At 49.2% G+C, this 19,367-nt stretch carries 15 protein-coding genes; 9 read left to right on the top strand and 6 right to left on the bottom strand.

What is annotated here, in order from left to right; genetic code table 11:
- The first annotated feature begins 20 nt into the window (after positions 1 to 20).
- The gene (locus CWE22_RS07930; protein WP_169930785.1) at positions 21 to 806 is read left to right on the top strand and encodes an EAL domain-containing protein; all 786 of its coding nucleotides are present in this window, start codon (positions 21 to 23) and stop codon (positions 804 to 806) included.
- Between the two features lie 36 nt (positions 807 to 842).
- Positions 843 to 3,824, top strand: a complete 2,982-nt coding sequence (locus tag CWE22_RS07925) for a ligand-binding sensor domain-containing diguanylate cyclase (protein ID WP_169930784.1) — start codon at positions 843 to 845, stop codon at positions 3,822 to 3,824.
- 1 nt (position 3,825) lies between these two features.
- On the opposite strand, the gene CWE22_RS07920 is transcribed toward CWE22_RS07925, so the two are convergent.
- Positions 3,826 to 4,443: a glutathione S-transferase family protein gene (locus CWE22_RS07920; RefSeq protein ID WP_169930783.1), complete on the bottom strand. Its 618-nt coding sequence runs from the start codon at positions 4,441 to 4,443 to the stop codon at positions 3,826 to 3,828.
- A 92-nt stretch (positions 4,444 to 4,535) separates the two neighbouring features.
- Between CWE22_RS07920 and CWE22_RS07915 the strand changes: the two genes are divergently transcribed.
- Entirely contained in the window at positions 4,536 to 5,309 is a 774-nt protein-coding gene (locus tag CWE22_RS07915) for a CLCA_X family protein (protein WP_169930782.1), read from the top strand.
- Here CWE22_RS07915 and CWE22_RS07910 read toward each other — a convergent pair.
- Both CWE22_RS07910 and katG read right to left on the bottom strand, forming a co-directional pair.
- Entirely contained in the window at positions 5,306 to 6,148 is an 843-nt protein-coding gene (locus CWE22_RS07910) for a hypothetical protein (protein WP_169930781.1), read from the bottom strand. The genes CWE22_RS07915 and CWE22_RS07910 overlap by 4 nt on opposite strands.
- Before the next feature lie 140 nt (positions 6,149 to 6,288).
- Positions 6,289 to 8,481 (bottom strand): catalase/peroxidase HPI, encoded by a 2,193-nt coding sequence (gene katG / locus CWE22_RS07905; protein ID WP_169930780.1) that lies wholly within the window; start codon positions 8,479 to 8,481, stop codon positions 6,289 to 6,291.
- Positions 8,482 to 8,764: 283 nt separating this feature from the next.
- Here katG and CWE22_RS07900 point away from each other — a divergent pair, with 283 nt between their 5' ends.
- The 3 genes from CWE22_RS07900 to CWE22_RS07890 all read left to right on the top strand — a co-directional run bounded on the left by CWE22_RS07900 (position 8,765) and on the right by CWE22_RS07890 (position 11,598).
- Positions 8,765 to 9,448, top strand: coding sequence for a dUTPase (locus CWE22_RS07900; protein ID WP_169930779.1), 684 nt, complete (start codon positions 8,765 to 8,767; stop codon positions 9,446 to 9,448).
- A 65-nt stretch (positions 9,449 to 9,513) separates the two neighbouring features.
- Positions 9,514 to 10,854: a M23 family metallopeptidase gene (locus tag CWE22_RS07895; protein WP_169930778.1), complete on the top strand. Its 1,341-nt coding sequence runs from the start codon at positions 9,514 to 9,516 to the stop codon at positions 10,852 to 10,854.
- An 87-nt stretch (positions 10,855 to 10,941) separates the two neighbouring features.
- Positions 10,942 to 11,598 (top strand): cupin domain-containing protein, encoded by a 657-nt coding sequence (locus CWE22_RS07890; protein ID WP_169930777.1) that lies wholly within the window; start codon positions 10,942 to 10,944, stop codon positions 11,596 to 11,598.
- A gap of 64 nt (positions 11,599 to 11,662) precedes the next feature.
- On the opposite strand, the gene CWE22_RS07885 is transcribed toward CWE22_RS07890, so the two are convergent.
- Complete coding sequence (locus CWE22_RS07885) at positions 11,663 to 12,334, bottom strand: haloacid dehalogenase type II (protein ID WP_169930776.1); 672 nt, start codon at positions 12,332 to 12,334, stop codon at positions 11,663 to 11,665.
- Between the two features lie 19 nt (positions 12,335 to 12,353).
- Positions 12,354 to 13,535 carry a benzoate/H(+) symporter BenE family transporter gene (locus tag CWE22_RS07880; RefSeq protein ID WP_275069058.1) on the bottom strand — a complete coding sequence of 394 codons (1,182 nt, stop codon included), beginning with the start codon at positions 13,533 to 13,535 and terminating at the stop codon, positions 12,354 to 12,356.
- A gap of 183 nt (positions 13,536 to 13,718) precedes the next feature.
- Between CWE22_RS07880 and CWE22_RS07875 the strand changes: the two genes are divergently transcribed.
- Positions 13,719 to 14,738: an isopenicillin N synthase family dioxygenase gene (locus tag CWE22_RS07875; protein WP_169930774.1), complete on the top strand. Its 1,020-nt coding sequence runs from the start codon at positions 13,719 to 13,721 to the stop codon at positions 14,736 to 14,738.
- A gap of 3 nt (positions 14,739 to 14,741) precedes the next feature.
- On the opposite strand, the gene CWE22_RS07870 is transcribed toward CWE22_RS07875, so the two are convergent.
- Complete coding sequence (locus tag CWE22_RS07870; RefSeq protein WP_169930773.1) at positions 14,742 to 14,936, bottom strand: zinc ribbon domain-containing protein; 195 nt, start codon at positions 14,934 to 14,936, stop codon at positions 14,742 to 14,744.
- 155 nt (positions 14,937 to 15,091) lie between these two features.
- On the opposite strand from CWE22_RS07870, the gene CWE22_RS07865 reads away from it, so the two are divergent.
- Both CWE22_RS07865 and CWE22_RS07860 read left to right on the top strand, forming a co-directional pair.
- Positions 15,092 to 16,165: an efflux RND transporter periplasmic adaptor subunit gene (locus CWE22_RS07865; protein WP_169930772.1), complete on the top strand. Its 1,074-nt coding sequence runs from the start codon at positions 15,092 to 15,094 to the stop codon at positions 16,163 to 16,165.
- Entirely contained in the window at positions 16,162 to 19,233 is a 3,072-nt protein-coding gene (locus CWE22_RS07860) for an efflux RND transporter permease subunit (protein WP_169930771.1), read from the top strand. The genes CWE22_RS07865 and CWE22_RS07860 overlap by 4 nt, the downstream gene beginning before the upstream one ends.
- The last annotated feature ends 134 nt before the right edge of the window (positions 19,234 to 19,367 follow it).

Below are 19,367 nucleotides of genomic sequence, written 5' to 3'. Positions count from 1 at the left end.
TCTATAATTATGAGCACTACATGGACTTTCCAGAGTCGATCAAACAACAAACCTGCCGTGACTGCCTGAGCGGTAAGTCATTAGGCTTTGAAATTAAGATGGCGTTCCAGCCAATTATTGACTGGGACCGTAAAACTATTGTGGCGTATGAAGCATTGGTACGTGGTCCCGAAGGGCAAGGCGCCGGTTGGGTTTTTGAGCGTATTAATGACGACAATCGTTACTACTTTGACCAAGCTTGTCGTGTCAAAGCCATCGAAACAGCAGCTCGTTTAGGTTGCAATACTTACCTCAATATCAATTTCTTGCCCAATGCGGTGTATACCCCTGAGAGCTGCATTCGCGCGACGATAGAAGCTGCAGACCTATACGGATTTGATCTCACTAAATTAGTTTTTGAAGTGACCGAAGGTGAGCAGATTATTGATAAGAACCATCTCCAACGTATTTTTAGTAGCTACTCGAAGCGCGGTTTCAAAACAGCAATTGACGACTACGGTGCTGGCTATGCTCGTATGGACTGGTTGACTGATTTACGGCCTGATATTTTGAAACTGGATATGGATTTAATCCGCGATATTCCACAACATCCAGAGAAACAGGCGATTGTCGCCAAAGCGCTCAAGCAATGTCAGTTGCAAGGAACTCAAGTGCTTGCTGAAGGTATTGAGACGAGAGAGGAATTCAACTTCTTGGTGGGACTAGGCATTCGCCTCTTCCAAGGGTACTATTTAGCAAAGCCTGCGTTTGAGGCGCTAGTGCCGGTTCCGTTTGCCGATATTGAAGCGAATGCTATGGCCGGATAGATAACTCTGACTGCTGAATACAATGGGGTAGAACGGATGCGAAATGATGGCATTGGATGGCTTGCGCTTAGCGTAGCTCTATTCCTCATTTCCGTTCCTGCTCCACTATTTGCTCAGTCTTCGGACATTCCAGAAGACACTGTATCGAACTCCTCGCCACTCGTTACCTCGGTGGCATCCAAACCACTGAATCAGCACGCCCTGCGCTCTTGGAGCACACGCGATGGGTTACCGCATAATTCTGTTAATCGCATTGCGCAATCGAATGAAGGCTATCTGTGGCTAGCAACCTGGGAAGGCCCCGTTCGTTATAACGGCCGCGAGTTTGTTGTCTTCGATAATATAGACATCACAAAAATGCCAGAGCAAGGCGCATTAGACCTTGCCATTGATAAGAATACGAATACCGTGATTGTCGGCGGTCCACGCGGTGGTTGGGTTACGTTTGACGGCAAAGAATGGCAACCGAATAACCTGGATAGTGGCTATGTGTTTGAGACCGTCATCAATGATTTAGGCGAGCGTTGGGCAGCAACAGCCAATGGCGTGTTTAGAATTGCTGCAGATGGCTCGCATACCCATTACACCACTGCACATGGACTTCCCGCAGACTTTTCATTTCGACTCTATGCTGCGCCTGACCTTGGCAAACGCCAACCGCGACTGTGGGTGGGAACGGAGAGTGGCGTTGCCTATTACGACGGTGTTTCCGACCAATTTATTCCTGAGCGCTCGATTCCCAGCGTGCAAATTCGCGCACTACGCCTACTTTCCAATGGCATGATGGTTATCGCATCAGATGATGGGATGTTCTTTCAGAATCAACCCGATCAGCCGTTTCGACCATGGCCGTACCCAGTGAATGGCCCCATCACCGCAATTGAAGAAGGACCTGAAGGCTGTTTGTGGGTGGGTACTTTTGAATATGGGCTAGGACGTCTCTGCTCAGATTCACAGGACTGGATTAGTGTCGCTGATGGCTTACCTAATTCGCACGTGCTGGATATTTTCAAAGACCGCGAAAACAACATGTGGGTATCAACACACGGTGGATTTGCGCAACTCAGAGATTCGCTCTTTACCAGCTTCACGCCGAATCAGGGGTTGAAAGGTTCCTATGTGCGCAGTATTAATGTTGATGACAGCGGTCTGCTTTGGGTAGGCACCAACGATGGTGTGAGTCGTCGCGCAGCGCGCGGTTTTGAGGCGGTTGAGAATGATCCACTCCTGGAAGCTTTATCGGTATTATCGATTGAGCCTGTGGGTGAAGATATTGTTTATGTGGGTACATATACCGAGGGCGTATTACAACTCACTAATGGTAAGGTGACTGCTCAGTTGGGACGTCAGCAAGGTCTCACGCATAGCGAAGTTCGGGTAGTGAAAAGTATTCCCGGGACGAGCTTGTTACTGCTGGGGACGCCCAATGGTTTAATTTTGGCTGAGGGAATGCCGGGCAGTATTCGTCCACTGAAACGTTACACGGTTGCCGATGGCATGGCGTCGGATTTTGTGACGTCAATTACCATTGATGGCGAAGGCTCGTTATGGGTCACCTCGACTTCCTCAATGACTTACTTTGCCCTTACCGAGCAACCCTACTCGTGGATTCCCAAGCCTGTTGACCTGGCCTCATTTACCAACGCTCGCAATACCTTTGCCGGTGTATTCCACCAAGATAGCGTCTGGTTTGCAACCGACCAAGGTTTACTAACGCGGTCAATCGAAACGCCCAACTGGCGCTGGTTATCACGCCGCGATGGGCTGCCATTTGACAAGAGTTTCACGATTAACTTTGATGCAAACGAGAATCTTTGGTTGGGCGGCTCTCGAGGTATTTTACGAATTCCTGCCGATGACTTGCAGGCGTGGTTGAAGAAAGAAGTTGATACCGTAGGTTACCAGTTATTTACCGAGGCAGATGGCATGATCACGCGTCAGCTGACCACCGGTGGACCAGCATCCGTTGTTGACCGTGATGGACACATTTGGTTTGCGGCTGCACTGGGAGCGGTAGCAGTTGACCCAACCCAGGTTGAAGATCATGGTGTGCAGTCGCCACCAGCCGTGATTGAGTCAGTGCGAACCGACATGGGTATTCTGGCTAATGGTGGTGAGCTCGATCCGAATAGCAGTCGCGTTGAATTTCGCTATGTTGGCTTAGGTTATTACATGCCTGAACACATTTTGTACCAGGTGCGTTTACGTGGTTTTGACGACAACTGGATAGATCGCGGACGTATTTTAAACACGGAATACACCGCTTTACCTGCGGGTGAATATACATTCTCAGTGCGCACTAAATATCCGGGAGGGCAGTGGTCTTTGCCCACTGATTTCCATTTCCATAAACCGGCGTATTTTTATCAGCAGCCGTGGTTCTGGTTTGTGTTGGTAATGGGCGCACTGACTATTACCGCAAGCTCGGTGCATTGGCGAATTAGGGCGCTAGAGAACACTCGTAAGCGTCTGCAAAAAATGGTCCGAGAGCAAACTCAAGAGCTGGAAACGTTAGCGCTTCAAGACGCGTTAACTGGATTAGCAAACCGCCGTGCATTCGACCAACGATTGGGCGAAGAAGTACGTCGTGGCAAGCGACATCAGACAAGTCTAACGATTGGTTTGCTCGATCTGGACCACTTTAAAGCCATTAACGACCGTTATTTGCATGCCGGCGGAGACCAAATATTGAAGCAAATCTCGCGAATCATCCAAGCGACCGTGCGTGATATCGATGTGGTAGCACGCTGGGGTGGTGAAGAATTTGCGGTGATACTGCCCCATACCAATGTCTATGAGGCACGCCGGATTTTAGAGCGCGTTAGGATTGCCGTTGAGGAAGCACAATTCGAAGATTTTGGTCGTGACGCACAGGTCACAGTCAGTATCGGCATTGCTGAATTGCAGCGCAACGAATCTGCTGAAGAACTGCTGATTCGAGCCGATCGCGCGCTGTATCATGCGAAAGGTGATGGCCGCAATTGCCTGGTTATCGACACTGCGGCACTCAATAGCTGAATTAGACTTTTGCGGATGGACGGCTGTTAATACGGTCGAACCAAGCCTTTAAGTTTGCTTGATCGTCACCGATGCGAATTTTCACCACACGGGCAAATGCAATGGTAGTGTAGGCATTAATGTCGGCTGCGGTGAAGCGGTCGCAACAAATATAGTCTTTGCCTTCCAAATGCTTGTCGAGAAATTTCATGAACTCGCGCACTTGATTTAGACATTCGGCACCGTAATCAGGAAATACCTTCATGCGGTCTTTGAAGTAACCACTGGTGTGCTGAAAGCCCATACCTGTTGGAGTCATAAAATAGAACTCTATCCACCGCAACCACTGCTCAATTAGCGCTTGCTCTTTGGCATCGTTACCAAGCAAGGGCGTTGTTTCGGGATGAGACGCCTCTATATAACGACAAATCGCCATGGTTTCCGCTAAGCAGGTACCATCGTCCAATTGTGCAACGGGTACCTTTTTCATTGGGTTCATAGCAACGAAATCGGGAGTGAGGTTCTCACCCTTCGCGATATCAACTTGAATGCACTCAACCTGATCCAATAATCCTTTTTCTGCTAAAAACATGCGCACCCGACGTGGATTTGGTGCGGTAGCCGTTTCATAGAGTTTCATAGTGAATCCTTGTGTATGTAGTACTGCGATAATCGTTTCGTTTACTATACGCGTAATGTCAGTAAAGCTATCACAAGGTTTCAGCAGTTTCGATGTCGATTATGACCCGTGAGTACTTTCGCAACGGTCCGCCTCACCGCGCGGGTGCAGACGTATCCTTCCAAGATATCCGTTCTATCTTTGGATTCTACTCCATTCGTATCGGACGTTGGGTGACGGCTGCCGAACAGCAACATGCGGCAAACCTGTTTTTTGATGCCTTTTGTGACTTACAAGATATTCTGCAGGTACCGTCACCGGTGATCTCATGCCGCGGTGCCTTAGCTTTGCACTTTGGTATTGGTGGTCGTCCGGGAGCGAGTGCTCACTATCTCTCTAATGGCCGCGTATTAGCACTTGCTAAGAATGCGGGTGGTGGTAGCTTAGCGCATGAATGGTTTCATGCTTTTGATCATTATATTGCGGGCAAGTTATTCGAGAGGCCGCCAGCAACCTCTGTATTTGCAAGCCGTCATTGGCTCACCCATGCACCATTGCATGGTCATCCGTTGAACCAAATTCTGCATCTGGCCTATCGCTGCTTATTTCTGGCGTCGAATGGGCGCGAGCCCAGTGCATTCTTCAAGCATTGCGCAGCCTATGACTTGGCGGCAGGAACTCAGTATTATTCCCAACCGGAAGAAATGGCTGCGCGTGCCTTCGAATGTGTCATTCAGCGCCAATCACTGAAAAATCACTTTCTCGCTTCCGGTACCTTACAGAGTTCCACAGCAAAGGCCGGCTTGTATCCTGACCGAGAATTGGCTGACAAATTAGCAACGCTCTTTCTATCTTACTTCACTAAACTTGGACAAGCCTTTCGTTAAGGCCGCTGATATTGCACGAATTCAGTAAATGACTGTTCGAGTGCAGCGGCAGAGCTGAAGCCAAGAGCTTCGGCTTGCTGATCTGGGTTGCTACCTGCAGTCACAAATTGACTCAGCCATTGCGCGCTGAATGACTCTGTCTTCTGAGAGCTAATAAAGTCGGACATCCAAGCAGACTGTCGATAGAAATGACGTGGTGCATCGTCATCAAGTTGCATGGAAAATACGGCCTGACCCGATTTTTTCTCAGCGTCAGAGCGAGCTGCTAGTTGAGCTTGGATCTGCGCCTTTATCTGTGCATAGACAGGGTGGATCTGAGTCATGTACGTGTGCATTGGGACTAGTTCAAAATCCATAGTGCGGCGCATATTTGCCATTTCAGTTCCTTCACAACCCACTGCAACCACTTCGTCAAACCAATCGGGAATAGCTGAATGTCCATATGCTGGGAGCGGTTGTAAACGCTCCTGTTCAAACCCTTGAGACTTAACCCACTCGATGAACCAAAGATGGCAGACCTCATGTGCCAACACACTTCCCAACGTTTGATTATCGCGCTGTTTCGCAGCTAATACTTGTCGAGCAAAAACCAGCCGCAGCGGAGCCAGTTTAGTTACATCAACGGCTTGCATTGCTTCGATATCTTCGGTGAGCACAACATCAATTAGCTCTGGCTCTCCAAACCATTGAGCGAAACGCTTTTGTGCCGTTGTAAGTGCGCTATCAATTTCAGTTTGGTACGCTTCGGGAGCAATCAAATTGAAGCGTTGGTTATCCTCGTTAGCGAGTGCTTGGGCGCTCAATAAACTCATACCAAATAGGATGCTAGAGATACGCATTTTAACCTCCGTGTTGTAATTCGTGCAGCTATTAGAGCTCACTAGTGACGCTCCAAACCACCAAAAAGTTTAGCTTTTTTGCAAATTAAAAAGGGCGCTCACTGAGCGCCCTTTGTTAGAACATGAAGACCAAGTTTCTATTAGAAACGATCTGCGTCCATAACCTTCGCGAAGGCTTTGGCGAAGTCTTTAGCGAACTTCTCACCTGCATCACTTGAGCCATAGACTTCGGCTAAGGCACGCAGTTCAGAGTTTGAACCGAAGACTAAGTCAACGCGTGTACCGGTGTATTTCACTTCACCCGTTTTACGGTCGCGGCCTTCAAATACTTCTTCTTGATCATCAACAGGTGACCATACAGTACCCATGTCGAGTAAGTTCACGAAGAAATCGTTCGTTAATTGGCCAACACGTGACGTGAATACACCATGCTTAGAGCCTTGGTAGTTCGCACCCAGTGCGCGCATACCACCGACCAGCACAGTCATTTCTGGAGCGGTTAAGCCCAGCAATTGTGCCTTATCAACCAACATTTCTTCGGTTGCTACGGTGAACTTCGCTTTCTGGAAGTTGCGGAAACCATCTGCTTCAGGCTCCATGTACTCGAATGACTCAACATCAGTTTGCTCTTGCGTTGCGTCAGTGCGACCTGGAGTAAATGGTACTTCGACATTGTAGCCAGCGTCTTTCGCGGCTTTCTCAACAGCAGCAACACCACCTAAAACAATCAAGTCCGCTAATGAAACGCGCTTGTTGCCACCCGCTGAGCTATTGAACTCAGACTGAATGCCTTCAAACACTTTCAACGCTTCAGCTAAATGAGCTGGCTCGTTCACTGTCCAATCTTTCTGTGGTGCTAAACGAATACGTGCTCCGTTTGCGCCGCCACGGAAGTCTGAACCACGGAAAGTTGATGCAGAAGCCCACGCAGTATTTACTAAGCGGCTCACTGACAGGCCTGATGCCAAAATCTTGTCTTTCAAAGATTTGATATCTGCAGCGTTCACTAACTCATGATTAACCGCAGGTACCGGATCTTGCCAGACGAAATCTTGTGCAGGGACGTCTTTACCCAAATAACGTGCTTTTGGACCCATGTCACGGTGCAGCAGTTTGAACCATGCATTTGCATACGCTTCCGCAAACTCCGCAGGATTTTCCATGAAGTGACGAGAGATCGGCTCGTAAATAGGGTCATAACGTAGCGCCATGTCAGCAGTAGACATAGTTGGAGCGTAGGTGACACCTTTCTCATGTGCACTTGGCACTGAGTCTGAACCTGCGCCATCTTTTGGCTTCCAAATATGGGCACCAGCTGGGCTCTTTGTTAATTCCCACTCATAGCCGAACAAGGTTTCCCAGTAGCTGTTATCCCACTGAGTTGGAGTCGGCGTCCAAGCACCTTCGAGGCCAGAAGTAATCGTATCTTCTGAATGACCTTTACCGAACTTGTTCTTCCAACCTAAGCCTTGTTCTTGAATTGGCGCGCCTTCAGGCTCTGGCCCTAAGTTTGAATCAGGCGCAGCACCATGCATTTTACCGAAGGTGTGACCACCTGCGACTAGTGCAACGGTCTCATAGTCATTCATGGCCATGCGCTTGAAGGTTTCGCGAATGTCGCGACCTGAAGCAACTGGATCTGGGTTACCGTTTGGACCTTCTGGGTTGACGTAAATCAGACCCATTTGCACAGCCGCCAATGGCATTTCGAGTTCACGATCGCCGCTGTAACGCTTATCGCCCAGCCATTCAGATTCGGTACCCCAGTAAATGTCTTCTTCTGGATGCCAAATGTCAGCACGACCGCCACCAAATCCGACCATTTTCAGGCCCATCGATTCGTGCGCAACAATACCGGTCAGGATGAACAAGTCAGCCCATGATAGTGCTTTGCCGTATTTTTGCTTGATTGGCCATAATAAACGGCGAGCTTTGTCCAAGTTGCCGTTGTCTGGCCAGCTGTTTAACGGAGCAAAGCGTTGGTTACCCGTACCGCCACCCCCACGGCCGTCAGCTACGCGATAAGTACCCGCAGCGTGCCAAGTCATCCGAATAAAGAACGGACCATAGTGACCGTAATCTGCTGGCCACCAGTCTTGCGAGTCTGTCATCAACGCGTGTAGGTCAGCTTTGACTGCATCCAGATCGAGCTTTTTGAATTCTTCCGCGTAGTTAAAATCTTCACCCATAGGGTCAGCTTTGCTTGAATGCTGACGCAGGATGTTAAGGTTTAATTGGTTTGGCCACCAATCCGCATTGGTGGCACCGTTGCCACTCTTTTTGGTTTGTGCGCCGTGCATGACGGGGCAGCCACCCATACCTTTCTTTTCCATAGATCACTCCAGTTGACTGTAGTTGATGATAGGTTCGAACGAATCTGACAAACTACTATTTGTAGCTTTAGAGCATAGACTATAGACAGACTTTGCGCTTATTTGCAGTGTCTTTTTCCGAATAGCTTAATAGATTTTATCTATCAGTGTGCTTGCTTACGATTTAAAACTGCGATTGGTGCAGGGTTGAGAGACGCTTAGACAGCTACAAACAGTACTCCAAAAATCAGTGTAATTCAGGTATTCTTCTATTCTTCAACGTCACCGATTATGCAGGGGCATCATGACACCAGAGCAAGCGCAACAACTCGTCCGTATGCAAATCGCTTTTAACCAAGTGATTGATCCTGACTACCCAGAGAATCCGCAAGTGCAGCGGGACGATGTCAAAGCTATCTTGGTGGAGTTAGGGGAGTACTTCGAACACACCGCCTATAAGTGGTGGAAAAAGCAGACTCCTGACTGGAGCCAAGCCAATATGGAGCTAATCGACATTCTCCATTTTGCGATATCTGATGCAGTTGAAAATGCATGTGATGCCGGTGACAGTACTGAACATGCCTCGCGTTACGTTGCGAGTCTGATTGTAGATGGCGCCAAAGCTAAAAAAGTAGTTACTGATGGCAAAGAGTTGATTTCGGCTTTGGCAGTCGATGGCTCGGGCGGCAAACCTCTGCAATGCGGTCGTGAGTTCTTCAATTCGTTGATGGCGCTTTTGGTGAACGCGTACGGTGATGCTAATACTGTGTATTTAACCTACATCGGTAAAAACGCATTGAACAACTTGCGTCAGCAACGTGGTTATAAGCAGGGAACCTACATTAAAATCTGGAATGGTGAAGAAGACAATGAGGTGATGATGCGTCTGCTTGAACAGCATGAGCATGACATCACATCAGCAGATGAACCACTGACTCACGCGCAGCTTCTACTCATTAGTCATTATGATCAGCGTGTCGCGCTCTGATTTCATGAGAACTAAACGGCAACAGGATTGTCGTACCTCAAACTATTCTTCAAGGGAACTGTAACATGATGACAAATTATCGTTGGCACATTGCTACAGTTCTCGCTGTGATGTTACTGACCATTTGGGCGTTCAGTGCAGAGGATAGCGGCGACACCCAAAATGTTGCGAAGATACCCCAAGCGTTAGCGCCGTTTGATGCGATGTTGGTGTTACCAGAACCCAACACAACGTTTCGCCATGTGGAAGCTCAACGCAAGGTTGTCGAGCCTACAGTAATGGGCAAACTCATTACCCTTAGGGCTGGGCAAAACTTATCGACTTTGCTTGGCCAACAGGGCGTGACCTCCCGACAAGTCACCTTATTGGCGCAGGCTTTAAGACCTCTGCTTAACGTGGGTAAGTTGCAGGCCGGTATTGTGATTGATTTTCATCAGGCAAACGACGAGCAACCGCTCAAACTCCGATTAGCACGGGAATATGGTGAAGTTGTCGAAGCCGTATACAAAGATGACAGTTGGTCGGTTGCTTTAACCGAGGTACCTACATATCAAGAAGTCGATGAGCGAGGATTTACCATCCGTCATAGCTTGTATCGTGATGCTGATGCGGTTGGTGTGCCGCTTGATATTATTAGCAGCGCGATTATGGCGCTGTCTCATTTCATCGACTTTCAACGCCAAGTGCAAGCGAATGATGTAATGGAAGTACGTTATCAACGTACGTTGGTTCAAGCTGATCACGCCTTGTTCAATCATCTGCAAACGCCACTAGAATTAACCTATTTGCGCTTCACTAATGAAGGTGAAGATCACCGATTAATCCGCTTTAACGATTCCTTTTACAGTCCTGATGGCAAGCTGGCCGAAAGCTTCTTATTGAAGACTCCGTTAAATGGTGCGCGTTTGTCGTCCTATTTTGGTAATCGTCGTCATCCCGTTTTAGGTTACAACCGTGCTCACAAAGGTATCGACTTCAGCGCGCCAGTAGGTACTCCAATCATGGCCGCTGGGCGGGGCGTGGTGAAGCGAGCAAACCGCTTTAGTAGTTTCGGCAATACCGTGATCATCGACCACGGTAATGGCTATGAAACTCTCTATGCGCATTTGAATGGCTTTAAAAAAGGCCTACGGGTGGGTGACAAAGTGAAACAAGGTGACGTCATCGGATACCTTGGCAATACTGGTTTGTCTGCAGGTCGTCACTTGCATTACGAAGTGCATAAAGACGGTCGGGCTATTAATCCTCTTAATTTGAAAGCTCCATCAAGCCTGCAATTAAGTGGCGATGAACTGATTGCTTTCGAGCAACACGTCGAACGTCTCTACTCAGTCGGTAGTCGACTAGCGAGTCTTACACCGGACGATGAGCACGCTCAAGGTGCTTCCAGTCGTCTCGCCAAATAGCGCGACCAGTTCCAATTCTGGTCGATAATTTAAGTAGTGACGTACAATTGTGACAAGTCAGTCTTCAATGGTCATAGAGGTACGTTAATGCTGAATATGGATTTCTCGAAACGGGTGGTGGTCCGCACCAACGACGAAGACTGGGTTCCAAGTCCGTCTGCTGGAGTCGACAGAAAATTGTTAGAGCGGGAGGAAGCCGAGCGCGGTCGCGCCACTAGTTTGGTGCGTTATGCGCAGAACTCGCATTTTAAAACGCATCAACATCCTGCTGGCGAAGAGATTTTCGTCCTAGATGGCGTATTTTCTGATGAAAATGGCAACTATCCCGCTGGTACCTATATTCGCAATCCACCTGACTCTAAACATGCGCCCTTTAGTGAAAATGGCTGCGTTTTGTTCGTTAAATTACATCAATTCGATCCAGCCGATACAGCGACTGTCCGCATCAATACCAATGAGGCCGAGTGGTTGCCAGGTTATGGTGGTCTTCAAGTGATGCCGTTGCATAGCTTTGAGGGCGAGCACGTGGCTCTAGTAAAATGGCCAGCCGGTGAAGTTTTCAAACCACATCGCCATTTTGGTGGCGAGGAAATCTTTGTGTTATCCGGTGAATTCATCGACGAGCACGGGCGTTATCCAGCAGGCTCATGGTTGCGCAGTCCCCATGCCAGTGAGCATCATCCCCGCGTTGAACAAGAGACCATCATCTACGTCAAAACCGGCCACCTATTTGGCGCAGCTTGAGCCAAAAAAGCTCCGCAGCATCAATTTAAACAGCCACTTGCCGGCTATTGCTCATTGCTTTGGTCTACGGTTTGAGCTCGGCCAGCGAAGCAATAGTTTGCGTGGGCTGAATCTCCCAAGGGTCGAATAGGGCAGCTTTGGAACGCCGCAACCAAGCGGTGTTCCAACCTGCAGCGGCTGCGCCCAAAACATCAAAGCTGTTACTGGAAATGAGCCAAGTATCTTCAGCGCGGGCGCTAGCCTGATTTAAGAAGTGCTGATACACGTCTGGATTCGGTTTGAAGCTCTCGATATCTTTACAACTGATAACTCCCTCGAACCACTGTGTGATGTTCGCGCTATCGAGTAGTTGAACCACAGCTTCAGCGCTGCCATTAGAAAACGCATAGCAACAAAAGCCGGACGACTGCAGCTTTTGTAGGGTTGCAGATACATCATCAAATGCGGGCAGTTTTGAGTATTGTTCTAGCAATTGCGATTTTTGCTGTGGCGATAGCGCCCGGCCGTGTTTCTGTGTGAATTCAGCATCGGTAAAATCTAGCGCCGCTTTCGTGCAGTATGAGAAGTCACGATACCGACGCATCAAACCAAGCCGAAAGGAATATTCCAATTGCTTGTCGCGCCAGCGATTTGAAAAACCAATCGCTTGCTCATCACCCATAAATTCGGTTAGCAAATCCACCACGCCGTGAGTATCAATTAGGGTTCCGTAAACGTCGAATGCGAGTGTCGTCATGGTGTCCTCGAAATTGTCGCTATGAGCTTTTCACCCTATCGAAGCGTCGAGCCAAATAAAAGGCTATCAAGCCGACGAGTAGCCCCCAAAAGGAACTGTTAATTCCCAAAAGATCAACACCGGAACTGGTTACGATAAACGCCAAAACAGGTGCAACGGCACCTTGTTGATCGGAGCTAAAGGCTTTAAACAAATTGGCGGTAAGCACCGGTAGCAATGCCAAACCAGCGAGAGTTGCGGTGGCTGCGGCTGGCAGCATTAAAAATAATCCGACAATGAGCGAGCTTGCGAGACCAGCAATAAGATAAAAAACTCCGCCTGCCATTGCAGCTTTATAGCGTTGACTCGGATCAGGGTCGACATCAGTAGACTGACAAATTGAAGCCGTGATGGCGGCAAGATTCAATGCAAAAGCACCTAGTGGTGCGAGTATGAGTCCGGTTAAACCGGTTGTGGTCAAGAGAGGAGAAAAGCGCGGTGCATACCCATTGCTTCTCAGCATCATAATACCCGGCAAATTTTGTGAGACCATAGTGACAACGTACAACGGTATTCCTACGCCAATCAGGAGGGTTAGATTAAATTCCGGCCATATCCAAACCCAATGTGGTGCGCTAACACTCAATTGACTTAATTCCAAATCTTTCAGCAATGCTGGTAGGGCGATCGCCGCCAACAAAACCCAAAAGAACACCAAGCGCGGAGTCAAATGACGGAAGACAAAGTAGATGACCACTAAGATGCCTGCAATCAAAGGCTCCTGATTCAGCGCGGGCACTACAGCGAGAACAAATTTAATGAGAATTCCAGCGAGTATTGCTGCGGCAATCGGAATTGGTATGTAGCGAATAATTCGGTCGGATACTCCGCTCAAACCACTCAACACAATAAGTGCGGAAGAGAACACAAAAATGCCCACTGCTTGGGGAATGGAGACCCCATTGAGCGCAACAATAAGTAGCGCAATACCCGGCGTGGACCACGCTGTCAGAATGGGCGCTTTATACTTAAAGGATAAGAAGAGCGAACTAAGCCCCATTCCTAGGCCAAGCGCTAACAACCAAGAACTCTGCAACTCTGGTGAGCCATTCAATGTTTTGACTGCCTCGAGAATGAGTACGACAGCACTGCTGTAACCAACGAATACCGCTGTAGCTCCAGCGCTGATGTGCGAGAACGATATAGCCATAACGAGTTCCAAGGTGGCCTCATGCAGATGATTAAAATATTTACCTATTTTTGAACAAACGACAATGCATAAATTTAGACGTCCAGACGTTCTGATATAGCTAATTGGACTATCTAAGTGAAATCAAATCCTAAGCGGATGCGTGATCGCAGCTTATGATGTAGTCACATTCTTTTCTTTGAATTGATATCAGCTATGGGTCCAGCACAAACGAACTTGTCATTACCGGTATTGAAGCTCTCGCAATGGTTTGCGGGGGGAAGTGCGCGTGATGCATTTATTGAGGAGCTCGGTAAAGCAGCTCGCGAGATAGGCTTTTTCTACCTAACTGATCACGGTATTTCGCATGAGCAGCAACAACAAGTGATGATGCTTGCCAAGCGGTTCTTCCAACTACCTGCTGCAGCTAAAGAGTCGGTGCAAATGCTCAATTCACCACATTTCCGCGGCTACACCAAGCTGCAGGGTGAATTGACGGGTGGGCAGCCTGACTTTCGCGAGCAGTTCGATATCATGCGTGAGCAACTGGCTATCGAGGCACCGCAACTTGAAGCGGACTGGCAGCAGATTATCGGTCCGAATCAGTGGCCAGATGCATTGCCCGAAATGCGTTCAACGTTGCTTGATTGGCAGCAACAACTCACCGATTTGACCGTAATCCTATTGGAAGCTTTTGCGTTAGCATTAAAGCAGCCAGCGGACGCACTTCAGGCAACTATCAAAGATGGTCCTTATACGCATATGAAGCTGATTCGTTATCCACGCCGAACGAACACTCAGCAAACTCAAGGAGTCGGCGCACACAAAGATCCGGGGTATTTAACCTTGGTCTTGCAGGACGACCAGTCGGGCTTAGAAGTAGAAACCGCAGACGGTTGGGTTTCAGCGCAACCTCTTGCTGGCGCTTTTGTTGTTAACATTGGTGAGTTACTCGAGTTAGCTTCAGATGGATACCTGAAAGCAACCTACCATCGAGTAGTGAGCCCACCGGTTGCCGAAGAGCGGCTTTCATGTGCCTTTTTCATGGCTGCACAATTGGATGCTGAGGTTCCGTTATTAGAATTACCACCGGAGCTCGCAGAACTCGCGCAGGGACCGGCTAGCGATCCCGCGAATCCGCTGTTCTATCAAGTTGGCGAGAATGTTTTGAAGGGGCGCTTACGTTCTCACCGCGATGTAGCACAAGCGCATTATCAGCGCCATCACGCTGCCTAGGTCTTATTCGTCATCTGTGCGGGCGATGATAGTAAAGTCGCCCATACTATCTTCCTCAACCCATACTTCAATGGGCTGACAGCAAATCTGGCAATCAACAATTTGCTGCTGGCCGACGTCATTCGCAGCATCAATTTCAATAGAGTTTGGAGCCATGCAGTATGGACAACCAAACTCCGCTTCATAAGTCAGTGACATAGGTTACCTCGCGAAAGTCAGACCATAATTACGTGCTCAGAGTCCGAAATGATCGTATTTAAGCATGATTTCTTTGATCTAACGGGTGTGATTCACGCTATTGCCATTTATAGTAGATAGACTCAAGAACACCAGCTCGGAGATTAGGAACAGTCATGCGCGCACAACTGGCAGTGATAGTACTTTTGGGACTTGGACTCAGTGCCTGTAGTCCTGCGCTCGAGCAACAAAATCAAGATGACGCGAGACCTGTGCGTGTGGTCAATCCGCTGGCGAATGCGCCGCGACCTATGCTGCTCTCCGGTATTGTGAAATCACGCACCGAACTACCTTTGGCGTTTGAGGTGAATGGTCGAGTGGGCGAGCGACTCGTCAACGCGGGTGCAATAGTTACGAAGGGACAACCACTTATGCGGCTGGTGGAGTCCGATCTCGAACAACAAGTACGAGCCGAGCAAGCAACTTTAACGGCTGCTACTGCCGCAGAATCAAATGCAGAAGCCGAGCTACAGCGAGTTCAAGAACTCATCGATGCCAACCTTGTCAGTGAGCAACAACGTGATCAAGCGCAATTGGCGTTGACGCAAGCTCAGCAACAGAGAGCTGCGCAGCAGGCTCGCTTGCAGTTGGCGCGAAAGGCACTTGCTGATGCCCAGTTGTTAGCACCGGCTGACGGTATTCTGATTGAATTTACTGCCGAACGCGGGCAAGTAGTAAGCCGCGGTCAAGCTGTGGCAAGTTTTGCGGTTGCTGACCAAACCGAAATTGAAGTGTTGCTCCCACCGCAGCAATCTCAGCCTATCGACAATTTACAAACGGCAGAGTTGCTGTTGGCAGACGGATCCGTGGTTCCGCTTCAATTGCGTGAGGCAGCTGGAGCATTAGATGCTTCCGGACGCACCTTGCGTGCCCGTTATGCACTTAAGTCAGCGGCCAATTTACCACTCAACAGCGTTGTCAAAGTTCGCTTCGCTGAGTCTACAGCAGCGAATGGCAAGGTACCTATTTCCGCTGTTGATGGACGCTGTAGTGACGAATCACAAAGTTGCACAACCGCACAAGTGTGGGAAGTCCGTGATGGTAAAGTCTATCCACTGCCAGTAACGGTTGTTGCCGTTGATGGTGAATATGCGTTTATCCGAGGAGACCTGACTGAGCAGACTAGGGTTGTCGCTGCGGGCACGCATGTACTGACAGCAGAAGCGGCTGTGCGAGTTCTGCCTCAATGAGTTTCCCAAATTTATCCGCCATTGCCGTTCGCGAGCGCTCCATTACGCTATTTTTCCTGATTCTGTCGGTGTTGGCTGGTGTTATTGCTTTCACATCTATGGGACGCGCTGAGGATCCCGCCTTTACCGTGCGCGCCATGAGTGTGCAGGCGATTTGGCCGGGTGCTACCACGCAGCAATTGCAGGACCAAGTGGTCGATAAGCTCGAAAAAAGTATTCAGGAAGTCGAGTACGTGTACCGGTTAGATACCACGATTCGGCCGGGGTTTGCGTCGATCATCATCGAATTTCAGGAATATTCGCCAGCAGAGATGGTGGATGAACTGTTTTATGAAGTTCGTAAACGGATGATTGATGAACAACGGACCTTACCTGCCGGAGTAATTGGTCCGATTGTGTTAGATGATTTTAATGATGTCTATTTTAGCCTGATTGCGGTGACCGGAGGGCCAACTGAATCAGCGCTACCCATGCGAGAACTCACGCGCGAAACAGAGCGAATCCGTGATCGTCTGCAGCGAGTACCAGGGGTACATAAAGCATTGGTGTTGGCTGAGCGAGCAGAGCGTGTTTATGTCGAGTTCGATCCTGCTGGACTGGTGAATCTGGGCGTCAATCCGCAAGACATATTTGCTGCCATTCAACAACAAAACGAGGTGACCCCAGCAGGTAGAATTGAGACCCGCGGCCCCCGTTTGTATATCCGCGTTGATAGCGTGCTCGAGAATCCTGAGGAACTTGCGCAGGTTCCGATCCCGACCGCTAATGGTGTTGTTCCATTGGGCGATGTCGCTACCATTCGGCGTGGTTACGAAGACCCACCTAGCTATTTTGTGCGCTCACGCGGTGATGATGCCTTATTGCTCGGAGTGGTCATGCAAGCGGGCTTTAATGGGCAAGAATTAGGCGCCAATTTAGCTGAATTTATTGCTGCGGAAACACAACAGATACCAGCCGGTGTGCAGCTTGAGGTGCTCACCAATCAAAGCGATGCCATTAATAAAGCTGTTGGACTGTTCCAGATTAAGTTCCTGATGGCGGTCGCGGTCGTCATGCTGGTGAGTATTATTGCCATCGGTTTTCGTGCTGGTTTGATTGTAGGTCTAGCCGTACCCCTGACCCTTGGTATTACTTTCCTCGTTATGCTGTTAATGGGCATTAATCTTGACCGTATAACGCTAGGTGCGCTGATCCTATCGCTCGGTTTGTTGGTGGATGATGCCATTATCTCGGTGGAGATGATGCTAGTTAAAATTCACGAAGGTTGGGAAAGTACTAAAGCGGCAGCACACGCGTGGACTGTCACCGCTGCGCCCATGTTGTTCGGTACTTTGGTAACCATAGCAGGCTTTTTCCCGATTGGCTTTGCTCAATCTGGCGTCGGCGAATATGCGGGTAATATATTCTGGGTAACGGGAATCGCACTCATCGTATCTTGGTTGGTAGCGGTCATATTTGTGCCTTATTTGGGTGTGCGCCTGATCGGGAATTCGAAGCCGAGCAGGGGTGGGCACGATGACGGTGAGGGTGCTTACAACTCGCGCCTGTATCAGCGTTTGCGCAGGACTGTGCAATGGTGTGTGGTGCACCGGAAGAAAGTTGTTCTCGGGACGGTTGGTTTGCTCGTGCTAAGCGGTGTGGGCATGGCCACTCTGGTACAGAAGCAGTTCTTCCCGAGCTCTGATCGCACGGAAGTGTTGGTGAGTGTGTACATGCCGCAGGGAACTGCCATTGCAGAAACAGATGCTGTCGTCAGGCGCTTAGAATCCTTTATTAATCAACAAGAGCAAGTGAAGTCGCTTGCGAGTTATGTCGGCGGCGGACCGCCACGATTCTTTATTAGTTTAGCGCCCGAGCCCCAAGACCCTGCCTTCGCCAAAGTGGTTGCCGTTATGGAGGATCAGGTCAGCCGTGACGCGTTAATGGCTGCGTTAGAGCAAGAAGTGGCTGCGGGCCAATATCCTGAAGCGCGAGTGCGTGTTTACCGATTACTCTATGGACCACCGGTAAATTGGCCGATCACCTTCCGTATTTTGGGACCCGATATGGACCAGTTGCGTGACATTGGGCATCAAGTGCGTGACCTGATGGCTGTACATCCCAACACGCATAATTCGCACTTAGAATGGGATGAAAAAACACCCATTTATCAGCTCGATATTGACCATAGTGCGCTGCAATTGCAGGGACTGACGCCGACTCTGCTGGCTGATCAGCTGCAACTGCTTCTCGAGGGCGCTCCAATTAGTGCTATGTACGAGGATATTCGTTCGGTCAGTATTACGGTTCGTGGCCGTGAGGCTGGGCAAGCACTTACTCCCCAACGTTTTAAAAGCTTGGAGGTGCTGAATAATCGTGGCGAGAAAGTGTCGCTGGCGCAGCTAGCCACGCTCCAAATCGCTTACGAGGAGCCTGTCATACGACGGTACAATCGCGACAACTATCTGAACGTTATCGCCGATATTCGTGGCGCACAACCCAACACCGTCACCGCCGAATTGTGGGATGAAATGGCAGAAATTCGAGAAAATCTGCCGGTGGAATATCGGATAGAAATTGGTGGCTCGGTTGAACAGTCGAGTCGTGGGGAAGGTTCGTTGCAGAAGTTACAGCCGGTGATGGTAGCGCTGATGCTCATCTTCATCATGCTGCAAATGCGCTCGTTCAGTGGCACCTTCATGGTCTTTGCTACAGCACCGTTGGGATTGATTGGGGCAGTGCTTGCGCTACTTGTATTCAACCAACCCTTTGGCTTTGTGGCATTGCTTGGTTTGACTGGCCTCGCGGGAATACTCATGCGCAATACCCTGATTTTGACGCAGCAAGTGTCTGATAACCTCAAAGACGGGATGGAAACATCGGGTGCTGTCGTTGAAGCCGCGGTGCAACGTGCGCGCCCAGTTATTCTCACTGCGCTTGCTGCCATGCTCGCATTTGTGCCGCTCACTCAAGATAGCTTTTGGGGACCACTTGCCTATGTTCTTATTGGTGGGGTTGGCGTGGGTACTGTGATCACTTTATTGTTTGTGCCCGCGCTGTATGCCTTGTGGTACCGCATTCGGGAATAAATTTGCCGCGCCCTTATTCACCTGTCTAATTTATATTTCATGCAATATGTCGAATATTCATGATCCTTATACTGCGAACTTTACTAAGTAAATGTGTTGTAAGTGCAAATTTTGTTCAATTTGCAGTTACAACC

Origin of the sequence: Pseudidiomarina aestuarii (assembly GCF_003987355.1) — a bacterium.
GTDB lineage: Bacteria > Pseudomonadota > Gammaproteobacteria > Enterobacterales > Alteromonadaceae > Pseudidiomarina > Pseudidiomarina aestuarii.
The sequence above is the reverse complement of the archived record's forward strand: the minus strand, read 5'-3'. Positions and strand labels throughout refer to the sequence as shown.